Below are 12,669 nucleotides of genomic sequence, written 5' to 3'. Positions count from 1 at the left end.
CGACTCAGCTGCACCATGAGCTCCCACACGAATTGCTTGATTCATTGAAGAAGACGATAGAAGCAGCTTTAAGCTCCAAGCTGATAGCTCACGCTAACAGTTACAAGCTCGAAATTGGGTCTGTAGCTCAGTTGGTTAGAGCGCACCCCTGATAAGGGTGAGGTCGGCAGTTCGAATCTGCCCAGACCCACCAATTTTGTATGGGGCCATAGCTCAGCTGGGAGAGCGCCTGCCTTGCACGCAGGAGGTCAGCGGTTCGATCCCGCTTGGCTCCACCATAAACTGCTTCGAAAGTTTGAGAGTTTAGAAATGAGTATTCCGGTGTGAATATTGATTTCTAGTCTTTTGATTAGATCGTTCTTTAAAAATTTGGGTATGTGATAGAAAGATAGACTGAACGTTACTTTCACTGGTAACGGATCAGGCTAAGGTAAAATTTGTGAGTTTAATCGCGAATTTTCGGCGAATGTCGTCTTCACAGTATAACCAGATTGCTTGGGGTTATATGGTCAAGTGAAGAAGCGCATACGGTGGATGCCTTGGCAGTCAGAGGCGATGAAAGACGTGGTAGCCTGCGAAAAGCTTCGGGGAGTCGGCAAACAGACTTTGATCCGGAGATGTCTGAATGGGGGAACCCAGCCATCATAAGATGGTTATCTTGTACTGAATACATAGGTGCAAGAGGCGAACCAGGGGAACTGAAACATCTAAGTACCCTGAGGAAAAGAAATCAACCGAGATTCCCTTAGTAGTGGCGAGCGAACGGGGACTAGCCCTTAAGTTGATTTGAGATTAGCGGAACGCTCTGGAAAGTGCGGCCATAGTGGGTGATAGCCCTGTACGCGAAAATCTCTTATCAATGAAATCGAGTAGGACGGAGCACGAGAAACTTTGTCTGAATATGGGGGGACCATCCTCCAAGGCTAAATACTACTGACTGACCGATAGTGAACTAGTACCGTGAGGGAAAGGCGAAAAGAACCCCGGAGAGGGGAGTGAAATAGATCCTGAAACCGTATGCGTACAAGCAGTGGGAGCCTACTTTGTTAGGTGACTGCGTACCTTTTGTATAATGGGTCAGCGACTTATTTTCAGTGGCGAGCTTAACCGAATAGGGGAGGCGTAGCGAAAGCGAGTCTTAATAGGGCGTCTAGTCGCTGGGAATAGACCCGAAACCGGGCGATCTATCCATGGGCAGGTTGAAGGTTAGGTAACACTGACTGGAGGACCGAACCGACTACCGTTGAAAAGTTAGCGGATGACCTGTGGATCGGAGTGAAAGGCTAATCAAGCTCGGAGATAGCTGGTTCTCCTCGAAAGCTATTTAGGTAGCGCCTCATGTATCACTGTAGGGGGTAGAGCACTGTTTCGGCTAGGGGGTCATCCCGACTTACCAAACCGATGCAAACTCCGAATACCTACAAGTGCCGAGCATGGGAGACACACGGCGGGTGCTAACGTCCGTCGTGAAAAGGGAAACAACCCAGACCGTCAGCTAAGGTCCCAAAGTTATGGTTAAGTGGGAAACGATGTGGGAAGGCTTAGACAGCTAGGAGGTTGGCTTAGAAGCAGCCACCCTTTAAAGAAAGCGTAATAGCTCACTAGTCGAGTCGGCCTGCGCGGAAGATGTAACGGGGCTCAAACCATACACCGAAGCTACGGGTATCATCTTCGGATGATGCGGTAGAGGAGCGTTCTGTAAGCCTGTGAAGGTGAGTTGAGAAGCTTGCTGGAGGTATCAGAAGTGCGAATGCTGACATGAGTAACGACAATGGGTGTGAAAAACACCCACGCCGAAAGACCAAGGTTTCCTGCGCAACGTTAATCGACGCAGGGTTAGTCGGTCCCTAAGGCGAGGCTGAAAAGCGTAGTCGATGGAAAACAGGTTAATATTCCTGTACTTCTGGTTATTGCGATGGAGGGACGGAGAAGGCTAGGCCAGCTTGGCGTTGGTTGTCCAAGTTTAAGGTGGTAGGCTGAAATCTTAGGTAAATCCGGGGTTTCAAGGCCGAGAGCTGATGACGAGTTACCTTTCAGGTGACGAAGTGGTTGATGCCATGCTTCCAAGAAAAGCTTCTAAGCTTCAGATAACCAGGAACCGTACCCCAAACCGACACAGGTGGTTGGGTAGAGAATACCAAGGCGCTTGAGAGAACTCGGGTGAAGGAACTAGGCAAAATGGCACCGTAACTTCGGGAGAAGGTGCGCCGGTGAGGGTGAAGCACTTGCTGCGTAAGCCCACGCCGGTCGAAGATACCAGGCCGCTGCGACTGTTTATTAAAAACACAGCACTCTGCAAACACGAAAGTGGACGTATAGGGTGTGACGCCTGCCCGGTGCCGGAAGGTTAATTGATGGGGTTAGCTAACGCGAAGCTCTTGATCGAAGCCCCGGTAAACGGCGGCCGTAACTATAACGGTCCTAAGGTAGCGAAATTCCTTGTCGGGTAAGTTCCGACCTGCACGAATGGCGTAACGATGGCGGCGCTGTCTCCACCCGAGACTCAGTGAAATTGAAATCGCTGTGAAGATGCAGTGTATCCGCGGCTAGACGGAAAGACCCCGTGAACCTTTACTATAGCTTTGCACTGGACTTTGAATTTGCTTGTGTAGGATAGGTGGGAGGCTTTGAAGCGTGGACGCCAGTTCGCGTGGAGCCATCCTTGAAATACCACCCTGGCAACTTTGAGGTTCTAACTCAGGTCCGTTATCCGGATCGAGGACAGTGTATGGTGGGTAGTTTGACTGGGGCGGTCTCCTCCTAAAGAGTAACGGAGGAGTACGAAGGTGCGCTCAGACCGGTCGGAAATCGGTCGTAGAGTATAAAGGCAAAAGCGCGCTTGACTGCGAGACAGACACGTCGAGCAGGTACGAAAGTAGGTCTTAGTGATCCGGTGGTTCTGTATGGAAGGGCCATCGCTCAACGGATAAAAGGTACTCCGGGGATAACAGGCTGATACCGCCCAAGAGTTCATATCGACGGCGGTGTTTGGCACCTCGATGTCGGCTCATCACATCCTGGGGCTGAAGCCGGTCCCAAGGGTATGGCTGTTCGCCATTTAAAGTGGTACGCGAGCTGGGTTTAGAACGTCGTGAGACAGTTCGGTCCCTATCTGCCGTGGACGTTTGAGATTTGAGAGGGGCTGCTCCTAGTACGAGAGGACCGGAGTGGACGAACCTCTGGTGTTCCGGTTGTCACGCCAGTGGCATTGCCGGGTAGCTATGTTCGGAATAGATAACCGCTGAAAGCATCTAAGCGGGAAACTAGCCTCAAGATGAGATCTCACTGGAGCCTTGAGCTCCCTGAAGGGCCGTCGAAGACTACGACGTTGATAGGTCGGGTGTGTAAGCGCTGTGAGGCGTTGAGCTAACCGATACTAATTGCCCGTGAGGCTTGACCATATAACACCCAAGCAATTTGATGCTCCGAGTTGAAAAGACGAAAGAGACCAGATTGCGGTGTGTGAAGACGCAATGAACCGAAAGTTCGCCAACACACAAACTATCGCATACCCAATTCGCTGGAACGTCGCAAGACGCGTCAGCTCAAGAATTTCTTGACGACCATAGAGCATTGGAACCACCTGATCCCATCCCGAACTCAGAAGTGAAACGATGCATCGCCGATGGTAGTGTGGGGTTTCCCCATGTGAGAGTAGGTCATCGTCAAGATTAAATTCCGAAACCCCTATCTGCGTATGCAGGTAGGGGTTTTGTTTTGTCCGCAGGAAAGTCGGGCAAAAAAAGGGACAGCTTAAGGGCTATCCCTGGTCCCGCAGCATCCATCAGTGAAACTTCGGCAGCACGTGTTCTGCGATCTCCTCAATAATCTCCGCGACCGGTCGCTCGCTGCGTCGCACATGCAGGCCGACATGTTGTACGCCGGCCTCACGCAAGGCCTGCAGTTCATCGATCAATGCCAGACGTCCACAGCTGCCACCGAAGCGAACACGGCGCATCGGTGCATGGGGGTTGGCCATCAGGTCAAGGTGAACAAAACTGATATACGGTTTGTTGCCACCAACTTCACGCCACAATCCTACTCGCCGGCGATGCTCGTCTGGCGTACCGGGGTAAGCGAGCCAACCGTCCATGTGTTGGCCAATCCACGCTGGTGATTGCTGACCAAGACCTGCCACCACTAATGGAGCTGACTGTTCGCGTTCCGGAAGCAGACGTGCACCTTCGGGCAAACGGTCATCGCCCTGGCTGCGCAGCAACTCCACGGTATCGCGGAAGATTTCGCCACGCTGATCGTAATCCACGCCAAACAACGGATATTCCATCGGGCGGTCGCCGCTGGCCACGCCTAGCAGCAGGCGTCCATCACTCAACTCATCGACACTATTGGCTGACTTGAGTGTCAACCAGGGCTGACGCAGCGGAAGCACAACTGCTGCAGTGCCGAGCATGATGTTATCGGTAATGCCGGCCAGGTAACCCAGATAAGAAAAGGTTTCGAACACCTGTGCGGCATCGCCGAAGTGAGGGTCGTAAACCGGCACATCGCGAACCCACAGCGCGCGAAACCCGGACTGATCGGCCAGCCGGGCCATGGCGGCGTGCTGTTTCAGATCAGGCACACCAAAAGGGCGGTCCTGGGCAATCCGTCGCCGCTGACCAACACTGGACCAATCATTATCCAGGGGCAGTTCCAGTCCGATGGAAAACCCGTTAGACCCGAGTAACCGTTGAAAGCGTGGATGCATGTAAAGACTCCAAAAAAAACCAATGACATGGACCTAGTATCAACAGCAGCATCAGCAAGAAAAATGCATGAATGGGAATATCAATCTTGAGTGAAGCGCACGAGTCCGCCGCCGAGATGAAAAACTCTTCACCCTTTCACGACCGCCATTGGTGGAATCGAACCAAAGTGAACAAGCGGTTTTTGATATGGTGCAGCTCGTTTTTTAAGGACTGATTTGACGCCCACGGATCGGCACCTCCTTTTAAAAGAGTTGCTCTGGAAATGCCCGAACCGATACCGATCAAGGACCATGAAAAAGAGACGCGCCTGGTCAACAAAAGGCTGATGGCCTGCGCCTTGTTCGTCGTCGCTGTTACCTGCGCACTGGTAGTGCGCATGTACGTCCTGCAGGTGGTCGAATTCGACTATCACTCCACGATTTCCGAAAACAACCGCGTTCACGTCTTGCCGATCACCCCCACCCGCGGTTTGATCTATGACCGCAATGGCGTGGTTCTCGCGGACAATCAACCAAGCTACAACCTGACCATCACCCGTGAACGTGCTTCGGATGTGAGGCTAGAGCTGGACGAGGTGGTCAACTTATTGCACCTGCCGTCTGAGGATCGAGCGCTGTTCGACAGGGCCATGAAGCAGGCACGGCATCCGTTTGTGCCGGTGACGCTGTTCTACGAGCTGACTGAAGAACAGATTGCGGTGCTGGCGGTCAACGAGTTCAGGTTGCCGGGCATCGATGTCGAGCCGCAGTTCGTGCGCCACTATCCGTTCGGCGAGCACTTTGCTCATTCGATCGGCTACGTCGGACGCATCAACGAAAAGGAGTCCAAGGCCCTGGATTCGGTCGAGTACCGCGGCACTCAATCCATCGGCAAAACCGGGATCGAGAAATTCTACGAGTCGCAGCTGCACGGCCATGTCGGCTACGAGGAAGTCGAAACCAACGCCCAGGGGCGCGTGCTGCGAGTGCTCAGGCACACCGATCCGATTCCTGGCAAAAACATCGTACTGAGTCTCGACGTCAAGCTTCAGCAAGCCGCCGAGCAGGCCCTGGGTGATCGTCGTGGCTCGGTGGTCGCGCTCGATCCGTCGACCGGCGAAGTATTGGCGATGGTCAGCAAACCGAGCTTCGACCCGAATTTGTTCGTCACCGGCATCAGCTTCAAGGAATACGCGGCACTGCACGACTCGCTCGACCGGCCGCTGTTCAACCGTGTGCTGCGCGGCCTTTATGCGCCCGGTTCGACCATCAAGCCGGAAGTGGCGATTGCCGGTCTCGACGCTGGCGTTGTCACACCACAGACCCGGGTGTTCGATCCCGGCTATTACCAACTCCCGGATTTCGATCACAAGTACCGCAACTGGAACCATAGCGGCGACGGTTGGGTGGACATGGACGCGGCGATCATGCGCTCCAACGACACTTACTTCTATGATCTGGCCCACAAACTGGGGATCGATCGCCTGCATGACTATATGGCGATGTTTGGTCTGGGTGAGAAAGTCTCCCTGGACATGTACGAAGAGTCGCCAGGTCTGATGCCATCCCAGGCTTGGAAGCGTGCCACACGCCGTCAGGCATGGTTCCCGGGTGAGACGGTGATCCTTGGTATCGGCCAGGGCTACATGCAGGTCACGCCGCTGCAACTGGCCCAGGCCACTGCGCTGATTGCCAACAAAGGTGTGTGGAACCGTCCGCATCTGGCCCGGACTGTGGATGGTGTCGCGCCGGTGGACGAGCATCCGATGCCGAACATTCTGCTCAAGGATCCGCGCGACTGGGAGCAGGTCAACCACGGCATGCAGATGGTGATGCACGATGCACGCGGGATTGCCCGGGCGGCAGCGGCGGGTGCGCAATACCGTATTGCCGGCAAGAGCGGTACCGCGCAAGTGGTGGCGATCAAGCAGGGCGAGCGTTACAACCGCGAGAAGACCCGCGAGCGAAACCGCGATAATGCCTTGTTTGTCGGTTTCGCCCCGGCCGAACACCCGAAGATCGTGATCTCGGTGATGATCGAGAATGGCGAAGCCGGCGGACGCGTCGCCGGTCCCGTGGTGCGGCAGATCATGGACGCCTGGCTACTCGATCAGGATGGGCACTTGAAGCCGCAATACGCAGCCCCAATCAAGCCGGGCGATCCTCACGTCTAAACCATCGAGGCTTCGCGAGCTTGCTCGCGAACAACGAGAACGCGGCCCATCCGATGGAACACAAGCGCCGTAAGGCACTTGCCATAGCCCTGACGTTAACGTAAAGATTGCGGCAGGGCGCCGATGTTTGACGGCGCAGGGGCGGACGACCCGGAGCGCTTGATGACGCTAATAAAAACAAACTCCCCCAAACTGCACCGCGAAGCCCGGCTGGCCCGGGAGAAGCTGCATCTGGAAGGCGAAGTGCCGGATGGCGTCCTGCGGGCGGAAATCGATGCCTCGTGGCGACGCAGCCTCAGCCATGGCGTGCATTTCAATGCCAAGCACGAGCTGGCACTGGAGTCGAGTGCCAACCTGGACGTGCTGCTGTCGAGCAATCGCCTGCTGATCGACGCCGCACTGCCGGCTATCGACTACCTGGCCGAACGCCAGGGCAAGGAAGGCTTGATCATCCTCGCCAACTCCGAAGCCACCATCCTCGCCGTCGAAGGTCGTGCCGACCGTCTCAAGGGCAGCGGCCTGCAAGACATTACCCTGGGCGCCTGCTGGAGCGAAGCCGCCCGCGGCACCAACGCCCTCGGCACGGCACTGGTGGAAGCCCGGCCGACCCTGATCGATTGCGGCGAACATTACCTGGATCGCCTCAGTGATTTTTCCTGCACCTCGGTACCGATCCATTGCCCGCAAGGCGACATCCTCGGCGTCCTCGACCTGACCCGTGAAGGCCCCCTGGGTCGCGCCCACGACAGCACGGCGCTGTTGGCCATGGCGGTCAGCCAGATCGAAAGCCGGGTGTTCAACGCCAGTTACCCGGACGAAATCGTCCTCGCCTTCCATAGCCGTCGCCAGTACCTCGAATCGCCATGGCAGGGCCTGCTGGCGGTGAGCCTCGGCGGACAAATCCTTGCCGTCAGTGCCCAGGCCTGCCAGTTGCTGCATGCCGAGCGTTCGGCGCTGGTCGGTCGGCGCTGCGAAGAGTTTCTCGGTGTCGATGGCCTGCAATTGTTGGCTCGGTTGCATCAAGGCGGCGCCGGCAGTTTGCAGACCGCCAAGGGCGAATTTTTCTATAAAACCCTGCGCGCACCGCAACGTTCGATCAATGTCAGCAGCCCACCGCGCACCCCGGCAAAGACCACCAAGGCACAACCGGACCTCGACTCCCTGGCGGGTAGCAACGCCCGTTACGCCCGTGCCCTGCGCATGGCCCGCCAAGGCCTGGCCAACCAGTTACCGGTATTGCTGCTGGGCGAAACCGGTACCGGCAAGGAAGTCATCGCCCGTGCCCTGCACATGGCCGGCAGTCGCTGCGATAAACCCTTCGTCGCAGTGAATTGCGCAGCCATCCCCGAAGGTCTGATCGAGTCCGAACTGTTCGGCTACCGCGAAGGCGCGTTCACCGGCTCGCGCCGTGGCGGCATGGTCGGTCGCTTGCAACAGGCCCATGGCGGCACGCTGTTTCTCGATGAAATCGGCGACATGCCGCTGGCCCTGCAAGCACGGCTGCTGCGGGTGTTGCAGGACCGTAAGGTCGCGCCGCTGGGCGCCGGCGAAGAGCAGGACATCGACGTCGCCCTGATCTGCGCCACCCACCGCGACCTCAAGCGCCTGGTAGAAGAAAAACACTTTCGCGAAGACCTGTTCTACCGAGTCAACGGGATCAGCGTGATGCTCCCGGCCCTGCGCGAGCGCGAAGATTTCAGTGCGCTGGTCAGCCGTCTGTTAGCTCGGCTCGACGCACCGACGGTGGTGCTTCATGACGACTTGAGCCGTCTGCTCGGCAATTACCATTGGCCGGGCAACATCCGCCAGTTGGAGATGGTCTTGCGCACCGCCCTGGCCATGCGCGAGCCGGGAGAAACCGTCCTGACACTCGATCACTTGCCCGACAGCATGCTTGATGAGTTGACCGCGACTGAACGTCCCCAGGCCGGCAGCATTCGTGAAAACGAACTGGAGATGATCCGCCAGTCCCTGGACACGCATCAGGGTAATGTCTCGGCCGCCGCCGACGCCCTGGGCATCAGCCGTGCGACCCTGTATCGCAAGCTCAAACAGTTGCGTTCGTGATGCAGCGCCTGATCGTTCGGCTGATCGATAGCCAGAACCCCGAAGCCCTGCAAGCGGCGTTGCGCTGGCTCTACAGCTTTGTGCGGCCCCATCGGCTGGCGATTGCCGGGCTGCTGGGGCTGTCGGTTTGTGCGTCAGCCCTGGTGCTGGTGCAGCCGTGGCTGACCAAGCTGCTGATCGACGATGGCCTGCTGGCACGCGACTTTTCGATGCTGGTGCTGATCGCCGGACTGATGATCGTCGCCGGGCTGTTGGGCACGGCGCTCTCAGGGATCAATCGTTACCTGCACACACGATTGTCCGGGCGCATGCTGTTTGCCCTGCGCGATGACCTCTATCGGCATTTGCAGACCCTGTCGCCGAGCTTCTACGGGCAACGGCGCATCGGCGACCTGATGTCGCGTCTCGATGGCGACGTGGCGGAGATCCAGCGTTTTGCTGTGGACTCATTGTTCTCGGCGGTGTCCAGCGTGATTGGTCTGGTGGTGGCCGTGGCGATGCTCCTGACGCTGTCTTGGAAACTGTCGCTGCTGGCGCTAGTGCTGATTCCCCTCGACGTGCTCTGGTTGCGTTGGATGCGGCGCAAGGTCGAGCGTGATGTGCGGCAGTTGCGCGAACGCTCGGCGGACATGTCGTCGTTCATGGTCGAGACGTTGCCGGTGATGAAGTTCATCCAGTCCGCCGGCCAGCAACAACGCGAAGCGCGGCGCTTGGAAACCCTGGGGCAAGGCTATATGAGCCAGCTGCTGCGCCTGCAAGTCACCGAGTTTTTCACCCAGGCCGTGCCGGGCACCTTGACCTCGCTGTCCCGGGCCTGTGCGTTTCTGATTGGCGGTTACTGGGTGGTGCAGGGCACTTGGCAACTGGGCGCGCTGATCGCGTTTTCCACTTACCTGGGCATGGCTGTGGGGCCGGTGCAGAGTCTGCTTGGGCTCTATGTGGCTGTTCAGCGCATGACTGTCAGCCTCGGTCGGGTGATGGAGTTGCGCGGTGAAGAACCCACCGTACTCACACCCGTCGCGCCGACGCCGATGCCGAACTCGGGTGAGCTGCGTTTTGACGATGTGCACTTCAGTCATCCCGGTCGCTCGACCACCCTGCGCGGTATCGAGGCACGCATTCCGTACGGATTGAAAGTCGCCCTGAGCGGCGGCTCCGGCGTCGGCAAATCGACGTTGATCGACCTGCTGCAACGCCATCACGACCCGCAGTCAGGGCGGGTGCTGCTGGGCGAAGTGGATGTGCGGGAGCTGGACCTGTTCCAGTTGCGTCGGTGCATCGCCGTGGTCAGTCAGGACATCGTGCTGTTTCGCGGCAGCCTGGCGGACAACCTGGCCTATGCGGTGCCAGACGCCAGCCGCGAAGCGATTGCCGAAGTGGCGCGGCTGGCGCAGCTCGACAGCTTGATCGCTTCGTTGCCCGAAGGCCTCGACAGCCCACTGGGCGAGCGCGGCCAGCAGTTATCCGGCGGGCAGAAACAACGCATCGCCATTGCCCGCGCGCTGTTGCAGGACCCGTTGATTCTGGTGCTCGACGAAGCCACCTCGGCGGTAGATGAAGCCACCGAGCGCGAAGTGATCGAGGCCATCGACCACCTGTTTGCCGGGCGCACGCGCATCCTGATCAGCCATCGCCCCTCGACCCTGGCCGATGCCGACCTGCGATTTGAGTTGCTCGACGGTGTATTGATTTCGAAAACGGTGCTGCATGAAGCCTGAGCTGTATGAAAAACCTGGGTTGCGCATCGGAGTGGTGGACAGCGGGCACTCGGCGGCGCAGCGGGTACAGGTGATCGGCGGACGTCGCTTTTCCCTGGTGGAAGAAGGGCTCGCCGAAAGCGACTTGCGCGATGATCCACTGGGGCACGGCAGTGCGGTGATCGAAGCCATTGGCCGGCGCGCGCCGTCGGCGCTGTTTTGCGTGGCCCAGGTATTTGACCAGCGTGGTGTCACCAGCGCCTTGCAGATCGCCACGGCGATCGACTGGCTGGTGGCGCAGGATGTGCGCTTGATCAATTTGAGTCTCGGTTTACGGCAGGATCGCAGCTTGTTGCGTGCTGCCTGCGCGGCGGCGGTGGCGCGCGGCGTGTTGCTGTGCGCATCCAGCCCGGCGCAGGGTGAAGGGGTGTTCCCGGCGAATTATCCACAGGTGCTGCGGGTCACCGGCGACGCGCGCTGTGCCGAACTCGAATGGTCATGGCTCAACAGTGCCCAGGCGGATTTCGCTGCATGCGTGCACGGCACCTATCCCGGGCAGTCCGGCGCCAGTCTCGGTTGTGCGGCATTGAGCGGGCATATTGCGGCGTTTCTGGTGGCGCAACCCGAGGCAAGCAACGAGCAGGTCATCGAGTATTTGCGACATAACGCCCGCTATCGCGGTCCTGAACGGCGCTTCGTGCCATGACGGCGATTGTGATTCTGGGCGCCGGACCGGCGGGCGCGGCGGTGGCCCTGGGGCTGCAGCGACTGGGATATGCAGTCACGCTGGTCAGCGAGTGGCGCCGCTTTGCCGCACTGGAGGGCGTTTCCTTGCGGGTGCTGGAGGCGTTGCGCGGCGCCGGTCTGCATCAAGCACTATCGGAAGCCGCGTTACCGTCGCAACGGCAGGTCAACTGGAACGGCCAGCAACATGCGCAGAACGTCGAATTTCTGCTGGATCGTCCGACCTTCGATCGCGGCCTGCGCGAGGATTTGCGCCTCGCGGGCGTTGAACTGGTTGAAGGCCGGGTGCTGTCGGTCCAGTCAGCCGCGAGCGGCCATCGAATCGAGATCGACGGGCGCCAGGCGCTGGCCGCGGACTTTCTGGTGGAAGCCCGTGGACGTCAGGCACCCGCTCTCGGCAAAGGCCTGCGCGGACCGGAGACGGTCAGCCTGCTCAATCGCTGGCAAGGCGCACCGGGCAACACCGCCAGCGCCGTGGAAAGCCTCGTAGACGGCTGGGCATGGATGGCGCGACGAGCTGATGGTCAGTGCTATTGGCAATGGACGGTGGACGTGGCCAGCGCCGGGTTGCCGGGCAAGGCGCAGCTGCTCGACTACTGTCGGCAACGGCGTCAGGACTCGGCAGTGGCCCGGGCATTTTTCGGCGACGGACCCGAGGCCGATTTGCAGTTGCACGCCCGCAGCAGTACGGCGATTCTCAGCCCGCAGGTGTGCAGTGATAACGCGATTCGCGTTGGCGATGCAGCGATGGCGGTGGACCCGCTGTCGGGTAATGGCATCTTTCAATCCCTGTCCTCGGCGTTGCAGGCACCGGCGGTGATCAACACCCTGTTGTGCAAACCCGAACGAGCGGCACTGGCCCGGCGTTTTCATCAGCAGCGGGTTGAGCAGTTGTTCCTGCGGTTCGCAAGGATTGGCCGGGATTTCTACGCCGATGAAGTGCGCTGGTCCGATCAGCCGTTCTGGCAGGCGCGACGGCGATGGCCGGATGCAGAAATTGCCCATGCCGAGCCGGATTTCAATGCTTTACGGATCGAGCGGGCGCCGGTGCTGTGTGACGGGTTTGTCGACGAGGCTGATGTGGTGATCACGGCGGATCAGCCGTTGGGGATCTGGCATGTGCAGGGGGTTGAGTTGGCGCCGTTGGTGCGGCGGTTGATGCGCCGTGAGCCGGCGGAGCAGGTGTTGGCGGGGTTGACGGTGGAGCAGGGGAGGATGGTTCGCAGTTGGTTGTTGGCTCAAGGTTTCAAACCTTGAGTCTTATGCTGGCAGTTCTGGCCTCTTCGCGAGCAGGCTCGCT

The 12,669-nt window shown here is 58.6% G+C and carries 6 protein-coding genes, 2 tRNA genes and 2 rRNA genes; 9 read left to right on the top strand and 1 reads right to left on the bottom strand.

The genetic code is table 11. The features are described 5' to 3' along the window. Nucleotides 1-116 precede the first annotated feature (116 nt). The 4 genes from AC07ZE_RS20435 (at nt 117) to rrf (ending at nt 3,671) form a co-directional block, all read left to right on the top strand. Nucleotides 117-193, top strand: a tRNA-Ile gene (locus AC07ZE_RS20435). Between the two features lie 9 nt (nt 194-202). Continuing rightward, a tRNA-Ala gene (locus AC07ZE_RS20430) sits at nt 203-278 on the top strand. A gap of 229 nt (nt 279-507) precedes the next feature. Continuing rightward, nucleotides 508-3,401: ribosomal RNA gene (locus AC07ZE_RS20425) — 23S ribosomal RNA — on the top strand. Between the two features lie 154 nt (nt 3,402-3,555). Beyond that, nucleotides 3,556-3,671: ribosomal RNA gene (gene rrf / locus AC07ZE_RS20420) — 5S ribosomal RNA — on the top strand. A gap of 113 nt (nt 3,672-3,784) precedes the next feature. On the opposite strand, the gene AC07ZE_RS20415 is transcribed toward rrf, so the two are convergent. After that, the gene (locus AC07ZE_RS20415; RefSeq protein ID WP_207266408.1) at nt 3,785-4,708 is read right to left on the bottom strand and encodes a TIGR03571 family LLM class oxidoreductase; all 924 of its coding nucleotides are present in this window, start codon (nt 4,706-4,708) and stop codon (nt 3,785-3,787) included. A 263-nt stretch (nt 4,709-4,971) separates the two neighbouring features. Here AC07ZE_RS20415 and mrdA point away from each other — a divergent pair, with 263 nt between their 5' ends. The 5 genes from mrdA to qhpG all read left to right on the top strand — a co-directional run bounded on the left by mrdA (nt 4,972) and on the right by qhpG (nt 12,626). Then, nucleotides 4,972-6,861, top strand: coding sequence for a penicillin-binding protein 2 (mrdA, locus tag AC07ZE_RS20410; RefSeq protein WP_207266407.1), 1,890 nt, complete (start codon nt 4,972-4,974; stop codon nt 6,859-6,861). A 162-nt stretch (nt 6,862-7,023) separates the two neighbouring features. After that, nucleotides 7,024-8,928, top strand: a complete 1,905-nt coding sequence (locus AC07ZE_RS20405) for a sigma-54-dependent Fis family transcriptional regulator (RefSeq protein ID WP_207266406.1) — start codon at nt 7,024-7,026, stop codon at nt 8,926-8,928. After that, complete coding sequence (locus AC07ZE_RS20400) at nt 8,928-10,646, top strand: ABC transporter ATP-binding protein (protein WP_207266405.1); 1,719 nt, start codon at nt 8,928-8,930, stop codon at nt 10,644-10,646. The genes AC07ZE_RS20405 and AC07ZE_RS20400 overlap by 1 nt, the downstream gene beginning before the upstream one ends. Beyond that, nucleotides 10,636-11,331: a subtilisin-like serine protease QhpE gene (qhpE, locus tag AC07ZE_RS20395; protein ID WP_207266404.1), complete on the top strand. Its 696-nt coding sequence runs from the start codon at nt 10,636-10,638 to the stop codon at nt 11,329-11,331. The genes AC07ZE_RS20400 and qhpE overlap by 11 nt, the downstream gene beginning before the upstream one ends. After that, nucleotides 11,328-12,626, top strand: a complete 1,299-nt coding sequence (qhpG, locus tag AC07ZE_RS20390) for a flavin-dependent monooxygenase QhpG (protein ID WP_207266403.1) — start codon at nt 11,328-11,330, stop codon at nt 12,624-12,626. The genes qhpE and qhpG overlap by 4 nt, the downstream gene beginning before the upstream one ends. Nucleotides 12,627-12,669 lie beyond the last annotated feature (43 nt).

The organism is Pseudomonas sp. GW101-3H06, from assembly GCF_059424605.1.
This window is presented reverse-complemented; position numbering and strand designations above follow the sequence as displayed.